Here is a 25,149-nt window from a genome sequence, read left to right on the forward strand (position 1 = left end):
GCGCATGACCACAAGACGCGATTTTCTCAAATACTCCGGCAGCCTGTGCGCCCTGAAGCTCGGCCTGCCGCTCGATGCGCTGGCCAAGATCGTGACGGTGGACGACCCGCTCCAGGGTTATCCCAACCGCGCCTGGGAGGATTTCTACCGCCGGGAATTCGCCGCCACGCGCGGCGATGCGCAGGGGTTCGCGTTCCACTGCTCCAACTGCCAGGGCAATTGCGCCTTTAAGATCTTTGCCAAGGACGGCATGGTGACGCGCGAGGAGCAGTTGGCGCAGTATCCGCAGATCGCCTTGGATATCCCCGACGCCAATCCACGCGGCTGCAACAAGGGCACGATTCACTCGCAGGCGATGTACGAGAAGGACCGCCTGCTGTATCCGATGAAGCGCGCAGGCAGCCGCGGCGAAGGCAAATGGACGCGCATTCCCTGGGACCAGGCCATCGCCGAAATCAGCGAAAAGACGGTGGACACGCTCGCCCAGCACGGCCCCGGCGGCGTCATGGTCTACTGCGGCACAGGCATCCTGTCCCAGGGCCGGCGTGCGGGCCCGCTGCGGCTCGGCTCGCTACTCGGTTCCACCCGGCTCTATCCCTCGAGCGCCGTGGGCGACATGTTCACCGGTGCCACGCTGGCCTACGGCATCCCCAACGTCGGCACCTCGCTCGATGCCTGGTTCGAAATGGATTACATCGTGCTGTGGAGCTTCAACCCCAACGTTACCCGCATCCCGGACGCACATTACCTGTGGGAGGCGAAGTGGCGCGGCGCCAAGATCGTCGTGATCGCGCCGGACTACAACCCGACCGCGATCCATGCCGATCAGTGGATCTCGATCAATCCCGGCAGCGACAGTTTTCTGGCCATGTCGCTGGTGCACGTGGTGCTCAAGGAAAAACTTTATAAGGAGGCGTTCATCCGCGAGCAGACCGACCTGCCGTTCCTGGTGCGCCTCGACAACCGCAAGCTGCTGCGCGCCAGCGATCTCCTGCACGAGGCCAAGGCACCTCCCGTCAAGAAGACGGGCGAAGAAGCGAAAGAAGGGGGGCCCGAAGTTAAGGAAAACAATGATGAAATCTTTTATGTCTGGGACCGGACGACGCAGCGGGCCGTGGCCGCGCCCGGCACACGCGGCAGCAAGCGCGGTACCCTGCGCCTGGGCAAGATCGACCCGGCGCTGAAGGGCCGTTTCACGGTCAAGGACAAAAATGGCAAATCGGTCAAGGTCACGACGGTGTTCGAGCTGGTGGCGCAGGAGGCCGCAAAATTTTCACCCGAGAAGACGCAGAAATACACCGGTATCCACCCGAGCCTCGTGCGCCAGCTGGCGCACGAGTATTCGCGGGCGCACGATCCCGGACTCACGATCGGATTTTCCCTGCACAAGTATGCCTGGGGCATCCTCACCAACTGGGCGCAGGCGCTGTTCTGCGCGCTCACCGGCCATGACGTCGTGGACACCGAGCACCAGTGGAGCCTGGGCGGGATCGGCCCGCTCTCGACCCCCAAGCCGGCGCGCTTCGAGTCAGGCTTCCTCGGGGAGTGGCTGTCCGGAAAAATGTGGGAGACATTCCACAAGCACTACGATGACGCACGGGAATTCCAGCGCCGCGCGGGATTGAGTCCGGACGACCTGGTGAAGCTGGCCGAACGGAGTCGCGACGAGAAATGGATGGCCAATTACGGCGAGCCGAAGGCGCGCATCCTGTTCGCGGACAACATATTCCGGCGCAACAAATCCTCGGAGCACTATAAAAAGTCTGTGCTCGACGCGACCGAGCTCTACGTCAACGTCAACTTCCGCATGGACTCCTCGGCCGAGCTCGCCGACTACGTGTTACCGGCCATCAGCCATTACGAGGGCTGGGACATCCGCGGCGAAGTGGGTTACCACCGCTTCGTCAACCTCACCGTGCCACCGCCGGGCCTGAAGCCTGTCGGCGAGACGAAATCGGAGTGGGAAATCTGCCGGCTGTTCGCGGAGGGAATCGAAGCGGCTGCCAAAAAACGCGGCATTACCAAGCTCACCGACACGGAGTTCACGGTGAAAGTGGACGACAAGGACATGCCGGTCACGCGCGATCTCGACACGCTGCACAAAGACTACACCATGGACGGCAAGCTCAACACCGACAAGGACGTGGTGAAGTGGCTCGTCGAGAACGTCCCGGCGTTCCAGCCGTGGAAGTTCGAGGACGCGGTGGAGCGCGGCTTTCTCATCCTCAACACCAACGCCGGGCTCACCTCGCCGTTGTACGCGAACAAACCCTACCGTTCCTTCGAGCAGCAGTTCTACCTGCGCCGGCCCTACACCACGCTTTCCGGCCGGCAGACGTTCTACATCGACCACGAGGTGTTCCTGCAGCTGGGCGCGGCCGTGCCCACGGCGCGCGAATCGCTGCACCCCGCGAAATTCCCGCTCAAGTTCTACTCGCCACACACGCGTTGGGGCATCCACTCCACGTGGCGCTCCAACAAATACATGCTGCGGCAGCAGCGCGGCGTGCCGCACGTGAACCTCAGCCTCGCGGACGCCGCCGCGCGCGGCATCCGCGACGGCGATACCGTGCGCATATTCAATGACGTCGGTGAGTTCACGGCGATGGCCAAGCTGCTGCCGGGCGTGCGCCCCGGCACGCTCATGATGGATCACGCCTGGGAGCCGCATCAGTTCCGGAAGCGCGTGGGCATGGACGCGCCGGTGGCGGGTGTGCTGTCGCCCCTGGAGCTGGCCGGCGGCTGGGGGCATCTCAAGTTCGGCGCCGAGTGGGACGGCAACCAGATCGCCTACGAATCCACGGTGGACGTGGCGAAGGCGGAGGGCGGCAACCATGTCTAAACGCCAGATCGCGATGGTGATGGACCTCAACAAGTGCATCGGCTGCCAGACCTGCACCACGGCCTGCAAGACCCAGTGGACCAACCGCAACGGCCGCGAGTACATGTACTGGAACAACGTCGAAACCCATCCGGGCAACGGCTACCCGCGCAAGTGGGAGGAATCGGGCGGCGGGTTCGATGACGCCGGGAACCTCAAGCCCGGACGTATTCCGGATCTCCATCAGGACTACGGCGCGCCGTTCGAACTCAACTACGAAGAAGCCTTGGGTTGCGTAACCGTGGACAAGCATTCCGCCTGCGCCGGAAATGAGCGGCCGGAGCTGAAGCCCGTCACGCCGCCCGTCAACGGTCCCAACTGGGACGAGGACCAGGGCGCGGGCGAACATCCCAACAGCTACTATTTTTATCTGCCGCGCATCTGCAACCATTGCACCAACGCGGCCTGCCTCGCCGCCTGCCCGCGCCAGGCGATTTACAAGCGCGAGGAAGACGGGATCGTGCTCATCGACCAGGAGCGCTGCCGCGGCTACCAGCACTGTGTCGCCGCCTGCCCGTACAAGAAGATTTACTTCAATCCCGTCACCAACAAGTCCGAGAAGTGCATCTTCTGCTATCCGCGGATCGAACAAGGCCTGGCGACGGCCTGCGCGCAGCAGTGCGTGGGGCGCATTCGCTTCATCGGTTATCTGGATGATGTGGACGGACCGGTCCACAAGCTTGTCGAAAAATGGAAAGTGGCGTTGCCGCTGCACGCGGAGTATGGCACTCAGCCGAATGTTTATTACGTTCCGCCCCTTTCGCCTCCCAAATACGACGCGCAAGGCCGGATGACGGGCGAGCGCCGCATTCCGGATGCGTTTCTCACTGGGCTCCTGGGTCCGCGCGTGCCGGAGGTGCTGAAGCGGCTGGAGCAGGAGCGCGAGAAAAAACGCCGCGGCAAGGAATCGGAGCTGATGGACCTGCTCATCGCCTACCGTCACGAGGAGATGTTCAAGCTGGACGCGGACTACTACCGCAAACCGGGCGCGCCCCAACCGCCCGCCGCGGCCGCGTCTCCCGGTGGCCGTTCCCGGCGCGTGATTCCAATCGTTGCCCTCAACAAAAAGGAGAGCCTGGAAGACAAGCTCGACAATCTCGAGGTGGCGGCCGGCAATTACACGGGAGAAACGACATGACCTTCGGAGACGGCATGATCCGCCAATGGGGGCGCGTGTTGCCCGCGCTGTTGGTTGTCGCTTTCTCTTTCGCGGGCGTCGTGGCGCTGGCGGAGCGTGACGATGGCGCGATTCTCGCGAAGCAGGCTTCCGCTCCGTTGCCGCTCGATCCGGACGATGCCTTGTGGCAGACCGCGCCGGCAACGACGGTCCGCGTCTACCCGCAGAACACGATACGTCTGCCGGGCGAGATCGCCGAGGCCGGCACCGTGACCGTGCGCGCGCTGTACAGCGCGGAAGAGCTGGCGCTGCGGCTCGAATGGTCCGATGCCTCGGTGGAGAAAACGCGCGGCGTCGGCAAGTTCGCAGACGCGGCGGCGGTGCAATGGCCGATGCAATATGGGCCCGGCGTGCGCTTGCCCTATATCGGCATGGGAAATCCGGGCGCGCCCGTGACGATGTGGCTGTGGCGCGCCGACGGAACAACAGAGACGCTCGCCGCCGAGGGTTTTGGCACGCTCACCGTGCAAGCCTCCGACGGCATACAGGCGAAAGGCGTTTTGAAGGACGGCCGGTGGCGCGTGGTGTTCCGGCGCAAACTTGCCGCCGGCGGTGAATATTGCGTGCGCGTCGATTCTGCCAAACAGGGATTGGTGCCGGTGGCGCTGGCGTTCTGGAACGGCGCACAGGCGGAGCGCGACGGCGCCAAGCGCCTGTCCGCCTGGCAGGTGCTGCGTTTTGAGAAGGGCGCGGCGGATGAACACTATGCGCGGCAACTTGTGTCATCGGTGACCGGCGATCCCGCCACGGGCAAACGCCTGATGATGGAAAAAGGCTGCGCCGCCTGCCACGCCTTCCCCGGCAATCCCGCGCAGCCCGCAGTGGGCCCCAGCCTCTCTTACGCCGGCGGCATCCATCACGCCGATTATCTGCTCGAATCGATCGCGGAACCTTCGAAGCTTGTCGTGCCTGGCAAGGGGTACTCGATGGTGCAGGACGGGAAAAAAGTTTCACTCATGCCGCCGTTCCAGGGAACGGAACAGGAACAGCGCGACATCGCCGCGTTTCTACAGGCGCTGCGCTGAGTAACCGAACATGCCCGGACATGCCGTAAAACTCGGGGAAACGCAGACGCTGGATCATCTCAAGGATGCCTACCGGCGCGAGGCCCAGGCCAACATGCGCTATCACTTCGGCGCGCGCCTCGCGGACATGGCGCGGCGACCCGACATCGCGCAGGTGCTGCGCGCCGCCGCGGACGAGGAAAGAGGACACGCGCTCGAGTTCCTCGATCTGCTCGTCGAGCACGGCGCCGAGACGCCGGAGCTTGTCTGCGGAAAGCTCGAGGACGATCTTACGGCCGCGATCGAGGCGGAACTCCACGAGTTCACCGCGCTCTACACGCGCTACGCCGAGGTTGCGGCGCAGGAAGACTTTCCCGAAATCGCACGCTGGTTCGTGGAGCTGGCCAAGGCCGGGCGCACTCATGCCCTGTGGCTGCAACAATGCCTGGACGGACTGAAGAAGCCATGACCGCGCCGGAGGCGGGCCGGGCGCCCGCGCCACGGCACGTCATCGCCGTGGCGAGCGGCAAGGGCGGGGTGGGCAAGTCCACCGTCGCCGTGAACCTTGCCGCGGCACTCGCCCAAGCGGGCGCGCGTTGTGGGCTGCTCGACGCCGATTTCTACGGGCCCAGCGTCCCGCTCATGATGGGACTGCGCGACGGGCGCCTGCGCACCGGCGCAGAAGGACGCATCCGGCCGCTCGAGATCCACGGGATCAAGATCGTCTCGATCGGCTTCATGGTTCCCGAAGGCGAGGCGCTGATGTGGCGCGGCGCCATCCTGCACAAGCTTATCCACGACTTCATCCACGACGTGGACTGGGGCGAGTGCGATTACCTGATCGTGGATCTGCCGCCCGGCACCGGCGACGTTCCTCTCTCGCTGCATCAGGCGATCCCCTTCCGCGGCGCGCTGCTCGTGACGACCCCGCAGGCGGTGGCCTTGGCCGACGCCACACGCGCCGCCGCGCTTTGCCGCGAACTCGGCATCCCCCTGCTCGGGCTCATCGAGAACATGAGCGGGCTCGTCTGTCCGCACTGCCAGGGTCACGTGGATCTGTTTACCCCCGGCGGAGCGCAGGACCTGAGCGAACAGCTCGGCATACCGCTGCTGGGCCGCATTCCGTTCGATCCGCAGATCGGCCTGTGCGGAGACCTGGGGCTGCCGCCGGTGCTGGCGCAGCCGGATTCGCCGACGGCCACGACCTTCCGGGAAATCGTCCTGCACCTGACGCACCAACTCTCGGTAGTTGCGGCATAACGCCGCGCGATCCGATTAAGTTCCTTAAAACACCACACTAAAACCAAGAGAGGAGAGAAAACGATGACCGCTTTTAACAAAGAACTCGATGCTTCCGGCCTGCATTGCCCGATGCCCGTCTTGCGCTCCAAGAAGGCGCTGGATGGCATGGCCAGTGGCGAGGTTCTGCATATCATTTCCACTGACCCGGCCTCGAAAAACGACATCCCGTCGTTCGCCAAAACGACGAGGAACGAACTGCTCGAGGCCAAGGAGGAAGGTGAAAAGTTCCATTACTACATTCGAAAAACCTGATCTAAACCGGTGTGGCGGGAGGGAGTGTGTCGAGTCATGTCAATCCAGGGGACCTCTGCGATAATCGACCCATGCCCAAACCCTCCCCTCTTCGATCACTGCCCGCCGTCCATCAGGTTCTGGAACATCCGCTGATTGCATCGCTCAGGCCGCGCGTGGCACACGAGTATCTCGTCGCCGAAATCCAGCACCACCTTGAAAATCACCGCGAAGCACTGCGCCAGGACGGCGGCGCGGCGCCTGATGTGAATATGCTCGCCAGCGAAGTAGCCGAGGCAGTGGGTTCCTGGTTCAACCCACGGCTGCAATCCGTCATCAATCTCACCGGCACTCTGTTGCATACCAATCTCGGACGTGCCCCGCTCTCCGAGGCCGCCGTAGCGGCCATGGCCGCTGCCGCCGGCACAGTGAATCTCGAATACGATCTCGACGCGGGCCAGCGCGGCAATCGCGACACGCTGGTGGAGGAACTGCTGTGCCGCCTGAGTGGGGCCGAGGCGGCGACCGTGGTGAACAACAATGCCGCCGCGGTGTATCTCGCGCTCAACACACTCGGCGACCGCAAGCGCGTTGTCGTCAGCCGCGGCGAGCTGGTGGAGATTGGCGACAGTTTCCGCATTCCCGATATCGTAAAGAAGAGTGGCTGCAAGCTCATGGAAATCGGCACCACCAACCGCACGCATCTGTCGGATTACCGCCACGCGCTGGAGGAAGGCGCAGTGGTTCTGCTCAAGGTACACGCCAGCAACTACCGCGTGCAGGGATTCACCCACGAGGTATCGCTCGCGGAACTTGTCGCGCTGGGGCGCAAGCACAATGTGCCCGTCGTCACGGATCTGGGGAGCGGGGCATTCGTGGACATGCGGCGCTGGGGGCTTGCGGGCGAGCCCACCGTGCAGGAATCCATTGCCGCGGGTGCGGATGTCGTCACCTTCAGCGGCGACAAATTGCTCGGCGGCCCGCAGGCCGGGCTGATCGTGGGGCGTGCCGAGGCGATCAAACGCATCAAGCGCAATCCGATGAAACGCGCGCTGCGCTGCGACAAACTCATCCTCGCCGCGCTCGACGCCACGCTGCGCGCCTATCTCTCGCCAGCCACGATCGAGCAATCATTACCGGCGTATGCATTGATCGGACGCAGTCTGGATGAAATCCAGAAACTCGTGGATACCGTGCGCCCGCACGTCGAGCGCTGGGCGCAGAATCGTGCGACGGTGACGGTCGAGCCCGGACACTCGCAGATCGGCAGCGGCTCGTTGCCTGACCAGACCCTGGAAACCCGGCTCATTGCGCTCACGCCGTTGCGCGGCAGCCCCGAAGCCTTGGCGAAAGCGCTGCGCGAATTGCGCCCGCCGGTGATCGGACGCGTGCACGGCGGCAAGGTGCTGCTCGACTTGCGCGGATTGTTCGAAGTGCAACCGCTGATCGGGGCGATCGAAACGGCCACCCGGCCATGATCATCGGCACGGCCGGACACATCGACCACGGCAAAACAGCGCTCATCCGGCGCCTGACCGGCATCGATACCGACCGGCTGCCGGAGGAAAAGCGCCGCGGCATGACCATCGACCTTGGCTTTGCGCATCTCGATCTCGAAGGCGTGGGCCGCGTGGGCATTGTGGACGTGCCAGGCCACGAGCGCTTCGTCCACAACATGGTGGCGGGCGCAGGCGGCATGGATCTGGTGCTGCTGGTGGTCGCGGCCGACGACGGCGTAATGCCGCAAACGCGCGAACATGTCGAGATCATCGCGCTGCTCGGCATCCGCCACGCCGTGGTGGCGCTCAACAAAAGTGACCTCGTTGCATCGGATCGAATTGAGGCGGTGAGCGGAGAAATCCGTGCGCTCGCGGACGTGGCGCCGTTCCTGCACACAGCACCGATCGTCCCGGTGTCGGCGCACACCGGCGCGGGCATCGAGGCGTTGCGCCGGGAACTGACTCGGGCGCTGCGCGTCATTCCGCCGCGTGACGATCGCGGCTGGTTCCGTCTGGCGATCGACCGCGCCTTCACCCTGCCCGGCTTCGGGCTGGTGGTGACGGGCACGGTGGCCTCCGGGCATGTGCACCGCGACGACAGCGTGCGGATTCTGCCGGGCGGACAGATCGTGCGCGTGCGCGGCCTGCAACAGCACGGCGAAGCCGTTGAGAGCGTGGCGGCGGGCAATCGCTGCGCCATGAATCTCGCGGGCGTTGAAAAAGACGCGCTCGCCCGCGGCATGGTAATCGGCGACCCGCGCCTCGAGCGCATCGCGCACACCGTGGACGTCTCCCTGCGGCTGGCGCACGGATTGAAACAGACGCCGCGCGACCGCCGGCGAGTGCGTTTCCACTGCGGCGCGGCGGAAAGGTTCGCGCGTCTGATATGGATCAGAGAAACGCCGCAAGACGGCGCGGGCCAGGCGCAACTGCGGCTGGAGCAAGGCATGCCGTTGTTGTATGGCGACCGCTTCATCCTGCGCAACGAATCGGCGGAGGTCACCGTCGGTGGCGGCGCCGTGCTCGATCCATTTGCCACCCGTCGCGCCGTCGCACGGCCCGAGCGACGCGCGCGCCTGCAACGTCTGCAAACCGGGAATGTCGACGAGGCGTTACAGGCATGGCTCGAGGCGCGCGGCGCCGACGGCTGGCATGTGTCGGAACTGGCGGAACAACTGGCGCAAACGCCGGAGCAACTGCGCGAGCGCCTGGCGGCGCAAACCGACCTGGTGCACGAGGAAATCGGCGACGATATCTGGGTCGCGCCGTCTGCCGCCCTGGACGCTCAGCTCGACCACCTGCACACCGCCATCATCGATTACCTGCACGCGCATCCGCGTGCCACCGCCATGCCGCCGGCAACCCTGCACGAGCAGGCCTGTCCGCGCCTCGATACGCGCGTCTTCCGCGCGCTCATCGCCCGACTGCTCGCCGCCGGGCGCGTACAGCAGACATCCGACGGCTTGTGCTTGGCGGGGCATCGACAGCAATTCTCCGCGGCAGAAATCCTGCTGGCCGATCGCATCGAATCCACGTTGGAGTTTCGCGGCAAACCGCTGCCGAAACTCGAGGCGCTGGCGCGTGTCGTGGGCCAGCCGGCGCCGCGCCTCACCCGCTTTCTCGGCGAGCTGGAGCGCGCCGGGCGCGTGGTGAAGCTCGCGCCCGATCTTTATGTCACGCGCGGAGATGCCGAGATCTGGCGACGCCGGCTCGACGAATTGCTCGCGCAACAGGGCAGCGTAACGCTCCCCCAGTTCCGCGACGCCATCGGCGCCGGACGGGAATTCACCGTGCATTTGCTCGATTATTTCGATCGCGCGGGCGTGACGCGCCGCCAGGGCGAAACGCGCGTCGCGGCGCAGGCGCAGCAGGCATGACCGTGCCGGAAAAAATCCGTCTGACCCAATGGGCGAGCTGCGCCGGTTGCGCGGCGAAAATGGACGCCGGCCGGCTGGCCGATGTTCTCGCGCGACTTCCGCGCAGCACCGACCCCGATCTTCTGGTCGGTCCGGAAACCTCGGACGACGCGGGCGTGTATCGCATCGCGGACAATCTCGCGCTGCTCAACACCGTGGATTTCTTCCCGCCCATCGTGGACGATCCCTACACCTACGGGCAGATCGCTGCTGCCAATGCCCTTTCCGACATCTACGCCATGGGCGGTCGGCCGGTGACCGCGCTCAATCTGGTGGCCTTCCCACGCAATGGTCTGCCGCTATCGGTGTTACACGATATACTGCGTGGCGGATCTGACAAGCTCGCAGAAGCCGGTGTCGCACTCGTGGGCGGGCACACGGTGGCCGATCAGGAAGTGAAATACGGCATGGCCATTACCGGCCTGATCGATCCCGCGCGTCTCATCCGCAATGGCGGCGCACAACCGGGCGATCGCCTGATTCTCGCCAAACCCATCGGGGTCGGGATTATCACCACCGCGCTCAAACAGGAGTGCGCCGAGGCAGCGCTCGTGGAACGCGCGGCCACCGTGATGCGCCGGCTCAACCGCGCGGAGGCGGAGGCGATGTTGCTGCACGACGTGCACGCCTGCACCGACATCACCGGCTACGGGTTGCTCGGACATGCACTCGAAATGGCGCGCGCCAGTGGCGTGCGTCTTCGCATCGAACACCAGAAAGTGCCGCACTTCCCGGAGGCACTGGATCTGTGCGCGCGTGGTATCCGGCCGAGCGGACTCGCAAGCAATCGCCAGGCGTTTTCCGAAAGCGTCCGGTTCGACGACGCGGTGCCCGAGGTGTGGCGTGAGTTACTGTTCGATCCCCAGACCTCGGGCGGGCTGTTGATCGCACTGCCCGAAGCGGATGCGCCACGCCTGCTGTTTCGCCTGTGTGAAAACGACATTGAGGCGTTCACCATCGGTCACGTCACGGAACGCGGCAGGGGTGAGATATTGGTTGTCTAAAAATTGTGCACGGAGAGGATGATGGCCCGGTGGCATCCTCGGACTTCAAATCCGATGAGAGGCAGCAAACCTGTCTCTGGTGGGTTCGACTCCTACCCTCTCCGCCATTTTTAGACTTAACGGCATATGTTGATTGAACAGGCTATGGAGGTGTCACTGACATGATTTCGAAGATTTTTACAAAACCCTGGTCCTTTGTTTGGGGCGGATTCCTCGTGGGGCTCGCCGAGGTCATTCATTATCTTAAATACAAGTACCCAATCCCGGTCACCACGGGCCTGGCACAAATGTTCGGTTCAGTGGAAGAACACATTACCAAAACGGATTTCGTAAAAAGAGCCTATGGCTATGACATCTACTGGATCATCATCGGCATATTTCTGGGGGCCGTACTTGTAACCATTCTTGAGCGGGAGAACAAAGCCTGGGTCAAGTATCCCTGGCGTGTTTCGGTACTTGCATTTTCCGGCGGAGCCATCTTTGGTTTTGGCACCAGGCTCGCGCAGGGGTGCACAACATGGCACTACCTCGGTGGCATTCCCGCCATGAGCCTCACCTCCATCGTTGTTGCGCTCGTCAGCGTCCCCTTCGCATTTCTTGCGTTTTATCTGATGTCAAAAATGGGTGTGAGTGGATTCCTGAAACATCAGGAGTCAAAAGCAACCGTTCTTAAAAGTGTAGAGCTTGGGTACAAGACTGATACCCTGGGTTTTGACGCCAGCTACCAGCCATACAAGGATCCTTTACGCCTAATCCTGATGGCATTTTTATTTACCGTATTACTATCTTCTTTGTGGACGGCATTCCAGGGTGCCTCTGCCAGCAGTATTGGGCACATGTCCACGCTGGACATATTCCTTAATACGCTGGTTGGTTCCATGCTCGGCTTCGGTATCGCAAAATCCGGTTTCGGAACGGAGTGCGCCGTCATGGCGCCGCACGCGCTTCATATGAAGCCAAAGCAGTTTGAGTCATTGGGCGTTGCGCGGGTTGCCCGGACCATGTTTACGGGACTCATGCCATTTGTGGGGCTGATTATTGCCGTGCTCATGTTGAATATTGCAATACTTGTTACCTGGATAGGCTTTGGCTGGCCCATTCCAATCGTAGTGGAATCGGGCGCGTACAATTGGGGGTTTCATCTGGGCCATCTTGTTGGCGGCCCACTCCTGGGCATAGGCAGTGTTCTGATGCTCGGCTGCGAGATCAGAACCTATGCCAGGACAGGCATGGGGTACATGACAGGTCTGGCCGCCCTGCCTGGTTTTTTCTTTGGCTACCTTCCCTACACGCTTTATCAAAAACAGTTTGATGAAGTCTTCTTTGGCACAGGCTTTATAAGAGAAAAGAATATACTCGAGTTTCTTCCGAATACTCCTTTTATCCAGTACGGTTTTGCATTGCTTTATACAGCGGTTTTGATAGCGCTGTTGATATGGGGAATAAAGAAGGGTTCGCAGATGGTAAAAATAACCCCGACAGAATACGCCACCAAAACTGTAGACGATATATTCATCAAAGGACTTGAGAGGACCTCGAATAAATAATTGTGTATCTAAACGCGAAATTGGCTCAAACATCTGAAGCTAATGATGGGTGTAACCACTATGCGTCGGATACTGTTGTTTTCTTCCTGATGCCATCCAAAATCTGCCGTCGTTGCCCAATTCCTCATGCATAAGACGCACTGCCCCAGGTTACGTCACCGATCTTACCCTCCTCGCCATTTCCCGTGCTGTATCAGAACCATTTGAACAACCAGTATTTCTCGTAGGCGATCTTGCCCCAATGCCGCCAGCGACTGGGCGGGTGGAGGGCCACCTGCGGTTTCGGCTCGGCGTAGAAATTGCCGCTGCCGAAACCGGCGCGGCCGTCGCCGATTTCGACGAAGCACTCGCCGTACCCTTCGAATGTTTGCACCTCGCCTTGGCCGGTAATAGCGCACGCGATGTTGTGCGCGACGACCTCGGCTTCTTTATGGGCGAATACACCGGCCTTGGGCAGCGGCTTGCCGATCGCGAGCGCGATGCCGGTGACATCGCCGATGGCATAAACGCCGGGAAATTTCGTTTCGAGGTTGAACCGGTTCACCGGTACCCAGCCGGATTCGCCGCACAGGCCGGCATCGCGCACCGCCTGCGGCGCGCGATGCGGCGGGACATAGGCCAGAAGATCGAATTTCACTGTGGCGTTATTGGTGAAGTAAATTTGCCGTTCTTGCGAATCAACCTTGGTGACCACATGTTCGGGGTAATAGGCGATGTCTTTACTTTCCACCATCTGCCGCAGCATGGCCGAAACTTCCGGGCCGGCCGTGCCCATCGGCCCGGGTTCAGGCGAGTAGATAGCCACGCTGACGCGCTCGCGCAAACCACGCCGACGCAAATCGGATTCCAGCAGCATCGCGGCCTCATACGGCGCCGCCGGACACTTGAAGGGAACGCCGCCTACTAGCACGACCAGCTTTCCTTCATTCAGTCTCAAGCGCGCATCGCGCAGCGCCTGTGCGCCCGCGAGCGAATAGAAGTTGTGCCCGGCCTCGCTCAGCCCGGGAATGGTTTCGGGCGCGAGCTCCGCGCCCAGCGCGATGACGAGATAGTCGCCCGTCAATTCGGTTCCATTCACCTGTACCGCCCGCCGCGCGGGGTCGATGCGTTCGATGTCTCCCCGCACCAGCTCGATGCCGCGCTTCTTGAGCGCATCGACCGGGCGGGAAATATTTTCCGGCGTGCGGCTTCCGGTCATGAGCCACAGCAGGGACGGCTGGAACACATGGCGCTCCTCGCGCTCCACCAGCACCACGCGATGTGCGCGCGGCAATGCCTTGCGCAGCAGGCTCGCGGCAACGATGCCGCCGATTCCGGCGCCGAGGATCACAATAGTCTTGGAGTCCATCAGCTCTCTCCTTCGATCTTCACGGGATTTCCCTTCTCAGCTTTCGAGGTCACGCTTCTTCTGCTCGAATTCGTCCTTGTCGATCTCGCCGCGGGCGTAGCGCTCCTTAAGGATGTCGAGCGCGGACTTGCCGCGTGGCGCATCACCCGAACGATCGAAAAACCATTTCCCGAGCGCCACGATCGCCACGATGATCAGCACCCAGAACAACAGCATGGGAAGCGGGCCGAAACCCCACCCCCAACCGTGATTGCCCATATCGCTCCACATTGTTTCCTCCTTCGCCGGTTGCGTGTCGCCAGGTTCCCTAAAAGGTCAGATTCATGTCAGCCGGGATGACAACTTCCTTGTAGTACTTTGCCGGGTCGGCCACCTTGACGCCGTCCACGAGGTCGCGCTCCGCCATTCCGAAGACCGAGAGATTGAGCGGACAGGCCAGCACGGTGGCGCCTTCCGCGATCAGCATGACGAACATGTCCTCGAGGAGTGGCAGGTCCAATTCGTCCATCCTTTTCATAATCATCTGGCCGACCTCGGGTGGCGCGTCCGGCAGGCAGGTGAGCGCCATGTACTTCTCGCGGTGCACGGCATTGATGCCGCGCGAGCCGAAGAACAGCGTCACCTTCGCGCCTTCTCGCAAGAGGCTCAGCGCCGTCATCAGGGCGTTAAACACCAGGCACAGCTCGTCGTGGAAACACATCACGGATACTTTTTTCATGGCGGCCCTCCGTTCTTGAGCGGCGCGGGCCGCCCGGTATCGGACACAATAGACTTGATGCGCAGCGCGTCCTCGCCGGACTCCATGGCGCGCGGGTGGGTGATGAACTGTGCGATCTGCTGCCCGGCGCGGTAGACGCGCAGTTCGCCGGGTTCAAAGGCGATCCAGCCCGGGCCTTCGGTCAATGGCTCGGTGGCGATGACCACCGTCTCGGTCGCGGCATCGAGCCGAAACGTGGCGCGCGCGTCGGCAAGGCTGTGCAACCGGTCGTGGCCGTAGGCGATAAGGTGCACGCCGTCCGACATCAGGAAGTTGAAGCGGCCGTGGGAGGCGAGCATCTCGGCCGCCCGCGCGAGCGCATCGAGCCAATCATGGCCTTGCGTCGCGTCCGATGAGGAGAAAGCCGCCGCGATACGGTCCAGCACCACGCAGAAGGCGTGCTCGGAATCCGTGTCGCCCGACGGCGCGCACAGGTGCAGCGTGTTCGGCAGAACGAGTCCGACCGTGTCGGGAAGGATGCCGTTATGTGCGAACACCCATTCACGCCCGCAGCAGGCGCGGCGAAACGGGTGGGTGTTCGCGAGCACCAGCGCAGTGGGCGGGTTGGCCTTGCGCACATGCCCGAGGATCAGCGAAGAATGCGTCTGCCCGCACAGTTGCTGGAAGCGGGTGCTGCGGGCCGCGGCAATCGGTTCTTTCGTCAGACGAAATGCGCCGTCATCGAGCGTGGCGAGGCCCCAGCCGTCAGGGTTGTCGGCGGTGTCACCGCCGCGCGCGCCGAAGCGGCAGAGCAATTCCTCCGCTTGCACCGGCCGGTTGCTGCTGAGCCCGAACAATTCGCACATGGTCGTGTCCTCAGAAGATCAAAACGATATCGCCTTCGAACGCTGGACACGGCGCACATACTCGCCGGGAGCCGGCGGCGCGAGGGGCAATTTCCCGGCGGTGCTCGAGGTCATGATGGGTTCCCCGATTGAGACAGGGAAGCCATTTCGGGAAAGCCGCCGTACTCCACCGGATATCCCTCCTTGTTCCAGGCCGTCATGCCGCCGCGTATCAGCCGCAAGTTGTTGCCGAATCCGGCCTGTTGCAGCAGTCCCAAGGCCTGGGCCGAGCGCCGGGCAGTGCGACAGATGACGGCAACGGTGCGGTCGGTGCCGTCGCGGAGCTCTTCCAGGCGCCGTCCGAGTTCTGCGATCGGAATCAATTTCGCGTCGCGTATATGCCCCAGCGGGCCGCTGTATTCCTCGGGGCTGCGGACATCCAGCACCAGGATGTTCTCGCTCCGGTCCAGCCGCTGCTTGAGTTCGGTGACGCTCAATGACGGCGGGGCGGGGCGGCGCAGGCGGCGGATGAGCCGCGGCAGGAATGCCACCACCGCGAGCAGCGCAAGCGCGAGCAGCCCTTTCTGGATCAGGCCCTCGCCGCCGGCCACGGCCTCGCGCCCGGCGTAGCCGAGATAGGTATAGGCCAGCGCACCCGGCAACATGAACAGGTAAGAGGCGATGACGTAATGCAAGAGCTTGATGCGTGACAAGCCCAGGGCATAGTTGAGTAAGTTGAACGGAAACAACGGGACCAGACGTGTGAAGGCCACGAACTGCCAGCCTTCTTTTTCCACGCCCTCGATCATCTGCTTCAGCCTTCCGCCGGTTTTCCGCGTCACCCAGTCGGAGGCGAGATAGCGCGCGACGAGGAAGGCGAGGGTCGCGCCGAGGGTCGCGCCCGTGAGGTTGTAAAATGTCCCGGCCACCGGCCCGAACAACGCGCCACCGGCGAGCGTCAGTACCGAGCCCGGCAGAAACAGCACGGTGGCCAGCGCATAAATTCCCATGAACATAAGCGGACCGAGGATACCGGCCTGCCGGATCGAGGCATCGAGCGTCTCCAGGCTCAGCCGGTCGCGGTAGTAAAACGCCACGGCGACAGCAGCCGCGAGGGCCAGCACCAGCGCGATGCGTATCCATCGAGCCGCATTCATTTGGCCGGCCCCCATTCGCGACGGTTGATGGCGTAGTCCGTCACCTTGCCGCGGAACGGAATCGCCAGCATGCCGGGAAGGCGGTCAGCCACCCTCGGCTCGCGGAAATCGCGGATTCCGATGGTCATCCTTTCATGACCCTCTTCGGGTTGGTCGCGGTAGGTGCCGAAAAGACGGTCCCACCACGGCAGATTGAAACCGAAATTGCTGTTGGTTTCATGAGCGTGGATCGAGTGATGCACGCGGTGCATATCAGGCGTCACGACGAGCAGCCGCAATACGCGGTCGAGCGCAAGCGGCAGTCGCACGTTGCTGTGATTGAACATGGCGGTGGCGTTGAGCAGCACCTCGAACACAATCACCGCGAGCACCGGCGCGCCCAGCACCACGATCACCGCGAACTTGATGAGCACGGAGAGAACGATCTCGATCGGATGAAAGCGCGCCCCGGTGGTGACATCGAAATCGAGGTCGGCGTGATGCATGCGGTGGAGCCGCCACAGCGCCGGCACCGCATGGAACATGACGTGCTGCAGGTAGATGGCGAAATCCAGGGCGACCACCGACAGCACGACCGCTACCACATACGGAACTGTGAAATGATTGAACAACCCCCAGCCCTCACTGGCCGCGAACACCGCCACGCCCACGGCCCCTGCGGGGAAGATCAGGCGCAGGATCACGCTGTTCAGGAAAACAATTCCCAGATTCGCGGTCCAGCGCGCCGGGCGGGCGAGGATCAGGGCGCGGCGCGGCGCCAGGAATTCCCATCCCGCCATGGCCGCCAGAATCCCGAGGAAAAAGCTCAACCTTATGGTCGGCTCGTAATTCAAAATGAATTCCGTCATACACAATCACTCCACAGGTTGGTCTCGATTTGACCTTAATATTTTCTCTCCCGGCGCAGTTATTGCCGGCTTTTCTCCCGGAATAACTTGTTTTTCCCGTTAGGGAATATATAATTCAATTAGTTTATTGAATAGTTTATAGAGCCATTTCCAACGTGTCAAACCTGAGCTTTAAAAAACAGTTGTACGTCCAGATCGCCCGACTTGGTAAGGCGGTCGGAAACGGTCACCGTCTGGAACTGCTGGAATACCTGGCCCAGGGGGAACGCACGGTCGAAGTTCTAGCCAAACTAACCGGGTTATCGGTCGCGAACACTTCACAACATCTGCAGATACTGCGCCAGTCGGGACTCGTCAACACGCGGCGCGAAGGACTCTACATTCATTACCGGCTGGCCGAGCCACAAGTGGTCCAACTGATCGAAGTGATGGGCAGGCTCGCTGCCAGCCAGTTGGCCGAAGTGGAGCGCTTGGTGCAGAACTACCTGACCAAAAAGGACGACATGGAACCGGTGCCGCGGGCCGAACTGCTCGCCCGTGTTCGCGATGGGATTGTGACGGTGCTCGATGTGCGCCCGCGAGAAGAATACGATGCGGGGCATGTGTCTGGTGCAATCAATATTCCGCTGAAAGAGCTGGAGGAACATCTGGAGAGCCTGCCGCGGCAACAGGATGTTGTCGCCTACTGCCGCGGGCCCTATTGCGTGCTGGCGTACGATGCGGTGGCAAGGCTCCGGCAAAAAGGCTTCAAGGCGCGCCGCCTGGAAGGCGGATATCCAGAATGGAAACTGGCTGGATTGCCGGTCGAGGAGACCAACAAGAAAAGCTGAAAAATATCAGCCATTCTCCCCGCGAGAGCTTTCTTCTGACCCAACCCTTGTTTTATACCGAGGAGTCAAACAGATGACCCAATCTCTGGCAAAGTTTGCACTGTTTTCTGCGCTGCTGATATACATCACTCCCCTATTCGCGGCACCATTGCAGGTGCAGAAAGTCACCGACGGCGTGTACGCGCTGGTTGGCGACATCGGTCAACGCTCACCCGAAAATTTTGGCAACAGTGCCACCTTCGGTGTGATTGTCACACGCGACGGCGTCGTGCTGGTGGACCCGGGCGGCAGCTACAACGGCGCCAAGCAGATCCATGAGGCGATCCGATCCATTACCAAGCAGCCCGTCCGGGTCGTCATCAATACCGGCGGACAGGACCACCGTTGGCTCGGCAACGGCTACTTCAAGGCGCAAGGCGCGCGCATCATCGCCTCGGCAGCTGCGGTCGCGGATCAGCGTGCCCGCACCACTGACCAGCTGATCACCCTGAACAGATTAGTCGGCGAGAAACTCATGGCGGGGACCGAAGCGGTGCATGCCGGGGAAACGTTTGAAAATCGTCTCGAACTCGAGGTCGGCGGCGTGCGCCTGGTGCTGCGTCACACGGGAACGGCACACACCCCGGGCGATAGCTTCGTGTGGCTGCCGCAGAAGAAGGTGGTCTTCGCCGGCGACATCGTCTATGTCGAGCGCCTGCTCGTCGTGACCGCCGAGTCGCGCAGCCGATCGTGGATCAAGGCGTTTGAGGAGATGGCGGCGCTCAATCCCGAACACGTCGTCCCCGGCCACGGGCCGGCGACCACGCTCGCGCGGGCACGCGCCGATACCTACGACTATCTGGTCGCGCTGCGGACGCAAGTCAAGGCGTTCATGGACGGCGGCGGCGAGATTTATGACGTCGGGAAGATAGACCAGTCACGCTTTCGGCATATCAAACTTTACGAAGAACTCAAGGGCCGCAATGCGCAGCAGGTCTTTCAGGAAATGGAGTGGGAGTAAGAAGCGACCTACCCTAACCGATCACCCTCGCTCCACAGCGGAGACAACCAGACAGGAATGAACCCAGGCGAGTACGAGGCGTGGTACCAAACCGCGCGCGGGAGATGGATCGCCGACCGCGAATTCGACTTGATGATGCGCCTTTTGAATCCACCGACTGGCGCCACGCTGCTCGACGTCGGTTGCGGCACCGGCCATTTCAGCCGCCGCTTCGCCACCGCCGGCCTGCGGGTTGCCGGGCTCGACCCCGATCCGGCCATGCTGGAATACGCGGGCCGCCTCGGTGGCGGCGTGAACTATCTGCGCGGCACGGCCACAGAGCTGCCGCTGCCCGATGGCGCGTATGACTACATCACCGCCGTGACCAGTCTTTGTTTCATCCCCGATGCGCCGGGCGCGTTGCGGGAGATGTGGCGGGTGGCGCGGCGCGCGGTGTTGCTCGGGCTGCTCAATCGCCGCAGCCTGCTCTACCGGCGGAAACACGATCGCGGTGCCTATCGCGGCGCACGTTGGGACGTATCCGCGGAGCTGAGGCGCTGGGCCCAGACACTCGAACCCGCGCCACGGATCACGGTGCGCAGCGCAATTTTTCTGCCCGGCGGCGGTGCTTTCGCGCACGTGGCCGAGGCGGTGCTCCCCGACGTATTGCCGTGGGGCGGGTTTCTGGCGGTAATCTTGCGTAAACCGGACCACCAGATATATTCCGCATCGCAGGGAAATTAAGCACAGGAACTTTCCCGGGATTCTTTTACTCTATGATCAAAACATCGCCGGGGGAAATCGCGTAATGGAGCTGCTCGCCGCCGTTTTCTTTGGGGTGGCTCTCGCCTATGCTAACGGCGCCAACGACAACTTCAAAGGGGTCGCCACGCTCTTCGGGAGCGGAACCACGGATTACCGCGTAGCGCTGGGCTGGGCGACGGCGATGACGTTCGTCGGCTCGCTCGTGGCCTTGGCACTTGCTTCGGAACTGTTACAAACCTTTTCCGGTAGAGGCTTGGTCCCGGAGTCGGTGTTGCAAACCCGGCAATTCCCCATGGCGGTTGCCTGCGCCGCGGCGTTCACGGTGTGGCTGGCGACCCGGCTCGGGTTGCCTGTCTCCACCACCCACGCGATCATGGGAGCGCTCGTGGGGGCGGGTCTGGCGGCGGCGCCCACGCAGATAAACTTCCTCAGGTTGGGATCGGACTTCTTTCTGCCATTGGTGCTCAGCCCCCTGCTCGCGCTGGGCGGGGTGATATTGCTGTGCCCCGCCTTCCAATGGATACGGACCCGGCTCGGGGTACAAAAGGAAATCTGCGTATGCGTGGGAACGGAGGTGATGGCGCGGTTTCCCGCGGGCACCACGCCGCCGCAGGCGATCGCGACAGCGGCGATGACCGTGCCCACGGTCAGGATCGCGGAGGAAAGAATTTGCCGCGAGCAGTATGCCGGCACATTCGTGGGCGTGAACGCCAAGACAGTTCTGGATGCCGCTCACTTCGCCAGCGCGGGCGCAGTCTGCTTTGCCCGCGCGGTGAACGATACGCCCAAGATCGCGGCGATTCTGCTGGCCAGCCAGGCACTATCATCGAACTTCGTCATCGCCGCCGTGGCGCTCGCGATGGCGTTCGGCGGTCTGATATCTTCCCGCCAGGTTGCGGAAACGATGGCGCATCGCGTCACGGCGATGAACGCCGGTCTGGGATTCACGGCGAATCTTGTTACCAGCGTCCTGGTGCTGCTGGCATCAAAGTTCGGGCTGGCGGTTTCCACGACCCACGTGTCTTGCGGGGCACTCTTCGGAACCGGCGTGGTCAATGGACAGGCACGCTGGAAAACCATCGCTGGTATTATCGCCGCGTGGATCGTCACTTTGCCGGTCGCCGCCGCGTCGGCGGGGTTGGGTTTCTTCATTTTAGGCGGGGGTTAAAGATGAATAGCGAAGCACAGATATTCGAGAATATAAGAGACTATTACGGGCGCGTGCTCAAGACCAACCGCGACCTGAAAACCGGCGTCTGTTGCAGCGGCGATTCGTTCGCGCCGCCGGCCCGGGAAATTCTCAAGCAGATTCACCCCGACGTCATCGCCAAATTCTACGGCTGCGGCTCGCCGATCCCGCCCGAGCTGACGGGCAGGACGGTGCTCGATTTGGGATCGGGTTCGGGAAGGGACTGCTTCATTCTCTCGAAGCTCGTCGGCCCCGGCGGGCATGTGATCGGCGTGGACATGACGCCGGAACAGCTCGACACCGCCCGCCGTCACGTCGGGTATCACATGGAAAAATTCGGCTTCGCGCGACCCAACGTCGAATTCCTGTCGGGCTACATCGAGGACCTGAAAAGTCTCGGCATCGAAAACGACTCGGTCGACGTCGTGGTTTCCAATTGCGTCATCAATCTCTCGCCGGACAAGGAGCGTGTATTTGCGGAAATTTTCCGCGTGCTCAAGCCGGGCGGTGAGCTGTATTTCTCCGACGTGTTTGCCGATCGCAGAATCCCGCCGCCGCTGGCCGAAGATCCGGTGTTGCTGGGCGAGTGTCTGGGCGGCGCGCTCTACCTCGAGGATTTCCGGCGGCTGCTGGCCAGGGTCGGGTGCCCCGATTACCGGATCGTGAGCAATTCAAAACTCGCGCTCACCGATCCCGCTATCGAACGCAAGGCCGGCATGATCGGTTTCCATTCGCTCACCGTGCGCGCCTTCAAGCTCGACCTCGAGGATCGTTGCGAGGATTACGGGCAAGTGGCACATTACCTCGGCACCGTTCCGGAGCACCCGCAGCGTTTCATGCTGGACGACCATCACGTGTTCGAGCCCGGCCGGCCGCATCCGGTCTGCGGTAACACCGCCGCGATGCTGAGCCAAACGCGCTACGCGCCACATTTCAAAATCATCGGTGACACACGCGTCCATTACGGTCTGTTCGGTTGCGAACCGAAGTCCGCTGCCACCGGACCGGGAGACAGCGCCACATCTGGCGGTTCCTGTTGCTGAACCAGAAAAACCGCTCGTGAAAGCGATAATCCCCAAAAGAATCGAAAAATACTGCCTGCGTCACACCAGCGTGGGCAGCAAGCTGCTGCGTGAACTGGAAAAATACACCCGGCGGCACTGCGACGATCCGCAGATGCTGATCGGGCCGCACGAGGGCGCGCTGCTCGCCATGCTCGTGCGCCTGTCCGGCGCGCGGCGCATCCTGGAAATCGGCACCTTCACCGGCTATTCCGCGCTGTGCATGGCCGAAGCGCTGCCCAAAAACGGCAAGCTCATCAGCTGCGAACTTAAGCCGGAGCACGCCAAGATTGCGCGCACGTTTTTCAAACGCAGCCCGCACGGAAACAAGATCAGAATACGCCTCGGCCCTGCCCTGGAGACGCTTGCCGCCTTGCCGGCCTCGGCCAGGTTCGATTTTGTTTTCATCGACGCCGACAAGGAAAACTACGTGAACTACTACAAGGCGGTCCTGCCACACCTGCGTCCCGGTGGCGTGATCGCGGCTGACAACGTGCTGTGGTCCGGACGGGTGCTCGCCCCGAAGAAAAAAGCCGACCGTGCCGTGGTCAAGTTCAACAAGCACGTCCACCGCGACCCGCGCGTCGAGTGCGTGATGCTGCCTGTACGTGATGGCGTAAGTCTGATCAGAAAACGTTTACATCGACGGGCTTAATTAGCGTTGCCGTTTCTTCGGTGGCTTCGTTGTGCTGTTCGCGCCGATCGCATGCATTCGTTCCGGGCGGTCCGCCATTCACTTGCTGCCGCCGTGACTCGAAACTAAGACCTCGACGCCTGCGCTCGCGCCACCAGCGCCAGCTTGCACAGACACAGACACTTCGACCTTTCCGCCGGCATTGACGATATTGCCATCGCCGCCAAAGGTCGTGGAACCTCCTGCCTTCACGCTGACTTCGGCAACGCCGCCGGGCGTGGACGCCTTGGCTTGTACGCCGGTAAAGACCGTCAGCTTGCCGTCGAAGGCATCGCCATATCCCGGCAAGTTAAGCTTGACATCCGGGTCGCGTCCGGCCTGCTTTTCGAGAAAGCGCTCCTTCGGGTCCTTGATGCGGGCGAAGCGCTGCGAGAATTCATAAGACACCTGTGAGAACAGACCCACACCCCCCGGTGTCGAAACGCCAACCTCGATTTGTTCGCAGTTCGCTGATATTTCAAAAACCGATGCGCTGGCCTTGGCTTTTGCAGAGGCTTCACAATCAGCTGCCATTTGTTTTAGTTCTGCGAACATTACGTCCATGGGTGTGTAGTTGGCTGCTTCACAGTATCTGATGACGCTTCGCAATGGTGTAACCTCCATTAGCAATAATTCAAGAGAACTCACGGTGTATGCTCCAAGTAATAGTTTCGACCATTTCTTAAGCGCCGGGTCGCTAAAGTGCGCAGCCACAGCACTCGCCCGATAAAAAGATTCTGCATAGAGATTACGCACTGCCTGATCGTAAGCTTTCATAAAGGGTATAAGTTGAGAGGCATGTCCCTTGCCGAGCATGCAAATGGCGGAATTTTTTCGTAATTCGGCGAGCGACCTGCAGCTCGACGGATTCGTAAGTTTCTCGCAGGGTTTTATCTCGCGGTCATATTCCTTGATGATGGATTTATAACGTTCAGACCATGTACGGCTCTGCTCAATCGTGGTGCCAATCAATCGCTTGTGAGTTTCGGCGGCGGCATCAGTCAAGGAGCGCATGTCGGGATCAGGATGTTGCGGATGCTTGTCGTCGCCTAACCATGTCTGATGGAACGCCATAATATGTACCGTATATTCATCGAGCGCATTGAGCAGGGCTTCGGCAAAATCGGCCGTAAGAATACCGGATGTGTCTTGTTGCGCCCTCCAATGCATAAGGCGTTTGATAGCGTCTCCCTTGGCTTCGGCAGCCATCTCTTTAAAGTCTTTTTCAAGTGGTTTCGTTTGTTCTCGGAGATTATTGAGTTGTTTTGCGACGGCTTCGACCTGAGATGGATCAGACGCGTAGGGTACTGCCGGCAAGACACCGCGTTTGCCTTTGGATAAATCAATCACTTGGCCTAACGGCAGGCGCTCCGGTGTTTCTTCGCTATCGGTTGTTTCTTCTGTTATTTGTGGTGTTGTTTTTAAAACTGCTGCAGGCCGTCGTGTTTTGCTGGCGCGCAAATAACGTTTCGCTTGCGGGCACTTGTCCTGATCACCCAGTGAAAAGGCGAGGTTGTTGTAGGCTTCCGAAAGATCAGGCGCCAGCCGGATGGCTTCTTTCAGCGCGGCCTCTGCTTCCTGCGGGCGCCCGAGCGAATTCAGGGCGTAGCCCTTGTTGCTGAGCAACGCAGCGTGCTGGAATGCCGGCATCTTTTTCGCCAGCGGTTCGGCCTTCTGCGCGAACGCGAGCGCCTCGCGGTGCAACCCATAATAATTGGCAATGCCCGCGAGGTTGGCCAGAAACACTGGCTCGGTCGGGGCCGTTTCATGCGCCTTTACTGCAAGCGCCACGGTAGCCAGCGGTTTCTCTGCCGCCATGGCGATGAAACCGAGCCGGGTTGCGGCGACCGGGTCCTTGGCAACCGGGTTCGCGTCGAGCGCGTTCATCGCCTTGGCGCTCACGCTGCCCTCAAGCGCGGCCTTGATGTTACCGAGCGCCTGCGTGTAATTAAGTGAGGCTCCACCGACCAGCCCCTCGATCTCATGCGGCGCATCGGCCGATTTTGGCTCCGCCTCGGTCTTGGGGCATTCAAGCCCGGAGAGTCCGGGGATCAGGCGCAGGTCGGAAAGGGCGGATGGCAACGGCCCTGCGGCGGCCCCGGAGCCTGCGAACAGGCAGATTATAAACGCCATCATTTTCAGATATTTCGGGTCAGTGCGCCAAGACATGTTCTTCTCCTGATTTTCTCGGAAACA

23 protein-coding genes and 1 tRNA gene are annotated in these 25,149 nt (G+C 61.7%); 17 read left to right on the forward strand and 7 right to left on the reverse strand.

What is annotated here, in order from left to right:
- Positions 1-4: 4 nt before the first annotated feature.
- From NUV55_RS11275 to NUV55_RS11325, 11 genes are all read left to right on the forward strand, one after another.
- The gene (locus NUV55_RS11275) at positions 5-2,842 is read left to right on the forward strand and encodes a molybdopterin-dependent oxidoreductase (protein ID WP_296673057.1); all 2,838 of its coding nucleotides are present in this window, start codon (positions 5-7) and stop codon (positions 2,840-2,842) included.
- The gene (locus tag NUV55_RS11280; RefSeq protein ID WP_296673059.1) at positions 2,835-4,019 is read left to right on the forward strand and encodes a 4Fe-4S dicluster domain-containing protein; all 1,185 of its coding nucleotides are present in this window, start codon (positions 2,835-2,837) and stop codon (positions 4,017-4,019) included. Before NUV55_RS11275 ends, NUV55_RS11280 begins: the two co-directional genes overlap by 8 nt.
- On the forward strand, positions 4,016-5,083 hold the full coding sequence (locus NUV55_RS11285; RefSeq protein ID WP_296673061.1) for an ethylbenzene dehydrogenase-related protein: 1,068 nt from the start codon (positions 4,016-4,018) through the stop codon (positions 5,081-5,083). Before NUV55_RS11280 ends, NUV55_RS11285 begins: the two co-directional genes overlap by 4 nt.
- 10 nt (positions 5,084-5,093) lie before the next feature.
- Positions 5,094-5,531, forward strand: coding sequence for a rubrerythrin family protein (locus NUV55_RS11290; RefSeq protein WP_296673063.1), 438 nt, complete (start codon positions 5,094-5,096; stop codon positions 5,529-5,531).
- Entirely contained in the window at positions 5,528-6,322 is a 795-nt protein-coding gene (locus NUV55_RS11295) for an Mrp/NBP35 family ATP-binding protein (RefSeq protein WP_296673064.1), read from the forward strand. The genes NUV55_RS11290 and NUV55_RS11295 overlap by 4 nt, the downstream gene beginning before the upstream one ends.
- Positions 6,323-6,385: 63 nt before the next feature.
- Complete coding sequence (locus NUV55_RS11300; RefSeq protein WP_296673066.1) at positions 6,386-6,616, forward strand: sulfurtransferase TusA family protein; 231 nt, start codon at positions 6,386-6,388, stop codon at positions 6,614-6,616.
- 71 nt (positions 6,617-6,687) lie between these two features.
- Positions 6,688-8,073, forward strand: coding sequence for an L-seryl-tRNA(Sec) selenium transferase (gene selA / locus NUV55_RS11305; protein ID WP_296673068.1), 1,386 nt, complete (start codon positions 6,688-6,690; stop codon positions 8,071-8,073).
- Complete coding sequence (selB, locus tag NUV55_RS11310; protein ID WP_296673070.1) at positions 8,070-9,971, forward strand: selenocysteine-specific translation elongation factor; 1,902 nt, start codon at positions 8,070-8,072, stop codon at positions 9,969-9,971. The genes selA and selB overlap by 4 nt, the downstream gene beginning before the upstream one ends.
- Positions 9,968-11,014, forward strand: coding sequence for a selenide, water dikinase SelD (gene selD, locus NUV55_RS11315; RefSeq protein WP_296673072.1), 1,047 nt, complete (start codon positions 9,968-9,970; stop codon positions 11,012-11,014). Before selB ends, selD begins: the two co-directional genes overlap by 4 nt.
- An 11-nt stretch (positions 11,015-11,025) precedes the next feature.
- Positions 11,026-11,121 (forward strand) — tRNA-Sec (locus tag NUV55_RS11320).
- Positions 11,122-11,175: 54 nt separating this feature from the next.
- The gene (locus NUV55_RS11325; RefSeq protein ID WP_296673074.1) at positions 11,176-12,561 is read left to right on the forward strand and encodes a YeeE/YedE thiosulfate transporter family protein; all 1,386 of its coding nucleotides are present in this window, start codon (positions 11,176-11,178) and stop codon (positions 12,559-12,561) included.
- A 193-nt stretch (positions 12,562-12,754) separates the two neighbouring features.
- Here the strand turns inward: NUV55_RS11325 and NUV55_RS11330 are convergent, their stop codons facing one another.
- From NUV55_RS11330 to NUV55_RS11355, 6 genes are all read right to left on the reverse strand, one after another.
- The gene (locus tag NUV55_RS11330; RefSeq protein ID WP_296673075.1) at positions 12,755-13,909 is read right to left on the reverse strand and encodes an FAD/NAD(P)-binding oxidoreductase; all 1,155 of its coding nucleotides are present in this window, start codon (positions 13,907-13,909) and stop codon (positions 12,755-12,757) included.
- Positions 13,910-13,945: 36 nt separating this feature from the next.
- A complete protein-coding gene (locus tag NUV55_RS11335; protein WP_296673077.1) occupies positions 13,946-14,179 on the reverse strand; it encodes an SHOCT domain-containing protein in 234 nt (77 codons plus the stop codon).
- 37 nt (positions 14,180-14,216) lie between these two features.
- Positions 14,217-14,627 carry a DsrE/DsrF/DrsH-like family protein gene (locus tag NUV55_RS11340; RefSeq protein WP_296673079.1) on the reverse strand — a complete coding sequence of 137 codons (411 nt, stop codon included), beginning with the start codon at positions 14,625-14,627 and terminating at the stop codon, positions 14,217-14,219.
- Positions 14,624-15,472: a class II glutamine amidotransferase gene (locus NUV55_RS11345; protein WP_296673080.1), complete on the reverse strand. Its 849-nt coding sequence runs from the start codon at positions 15,470-15,472 to the stop codon at positions 14,624-14,626. The genes NUV55_RS11340 and NUV55_RS11345 overlap by 4 nt, the downstream gene beginning before the upstream one ends.
- A 110-nt stretch (positions 15,473-15,582) precedes the next feature.
- The gene (locus NUV55_RS11350; protein ID WP_296673082.1) at positions 15,583-16,608 is read right to left on the reverse strand and encodes a VTT domain-containing protein; all 1,026 of its coding nucleotides are present in this window, start codon (positions 16,606-16,608) and stop codon (positions 15,583-15,585) included.
- On the reverse strand, positions 16,605-17,456 hold the full coding sequence (locus NUV55_RS11355) for a sterol desaturase family protein (protein ID WP_296673083.1): 852 nt from the start codon (positions 17,454-17,456) through the stop codon (positions 16,605-16,607). The genes NUV55_RS11350 and NUV55_RS11355 overlap by 4 nt, the downstream gene beginning before the upstream one ends.
- Positions 17,457-17,611: 155 nt before the next feature.
- Here NUV55_RS11355 and NUV55_RS11360 point away from each other — a divergent pair, with 155 nt between their 5' ends.
- From NUV55_RS11360 to NUV55_RS11385, 6 genes are all read left to right on the forward strand, one after another.
- Positions 17,612-18,286 carry a metalloregulator ArsR/SmtB family transcription factor gene (locus NUV55_RS11360; RefSeq protein WP_296673085.1) on the forward strand — a complete coding sequence of 225 codons (675 nt, stop codon included), beginning with the start codon at positions 17,612-17,614 and terminating at the stop codon, positions 18,284-18,286.
- Positions 18,287-18,359: 73 nt separating this feature from the next.
- Positions 18,360-19,286 carry an MBL fold metallo-hydrolase gene (locus tag NUV55_RS11365; RefSeq protein WP_296673087.1) on the forward strand — a complete coding sequence of 309 codons (927 nt, stop codon included), beginning with the start codon at positions 18,360-18,362 and terminating at the stop codon, positions 19,284-19,286.
- 57 nt (positions 19,287-19,343) lie between these two features.
- Positions 19,344-20,009, forward strand: coding sequence for a class I SAM-dependent methyltransferase (locus NUV55_RS11370; RefSeq protein WP_296673089.1), 666 nt, complete (start codon positions 19,344-19,346; stop codon positions 20,007-20,009).
- A gap of 64 nt (positions 20,010-20,073) precedes the next feature.
- Entirely contained in the window at positions 20,074-21,198 is a 1,125-nt protein-coding gene (locus NUV55_RS11375; RefSeq protein ID WP_296673091.1) for an inorganic phosphate transporter, read from the forward strand.
- Between the two features lie 2 nt (positions 21,199-21,200).
- A complete protein-coding gene (locus NUV55_RS11380) occupies positions 21,201-22,262 on the forward strand; it encodes a methyltransferase domain-containing protein (protein ID WP_296673093.1) in 1,062 nt (353 codons plus the stop codon).
- A 25-nt stretch (positions 22,263-22,287) separates the two neighbouring features.
- On the forward strand, positions 22,288-22,935 hold the full coding sequence (locus tag NUV55_RS11385; protein WP_367280411.1) for an O-methyltransferase: 648 nt from the start codon (positions 22,288-22,290) through the stop codon (positions 22,933-22,935).
- A 78-nt stretch (positions 22,936-23,013) separates the two neighbouring features.
- On the opposite strand, the gene NUV55_RS11390 is transcribed toward NUV55_RS11385, so the two are convergent.
- Positions 23,014-25,122 (reverse strand): hypothetical protein, encoded by a 2,109-nt coding sequence (locus tag NUV55_RS11390; protein WP_296673096.1) that lies wholly within the window; start codon positions 25,120-25,122, stop codon positions 23,014-23,016.
- Positions 25,123-25,149 lie beyond the last annotated feature (27 nt).

Origin of the sequence: Sulfuricaulis sp. (genome assembly GCF_024653915.1) — a bacterium.
Taxonomy (GTDB): domain Bacteria; phylum Pseudomonadota; class Gammaproteobacteria; order Acidiferrobacterales; family Sulfurifustaceae; genus Sulfuricaulis.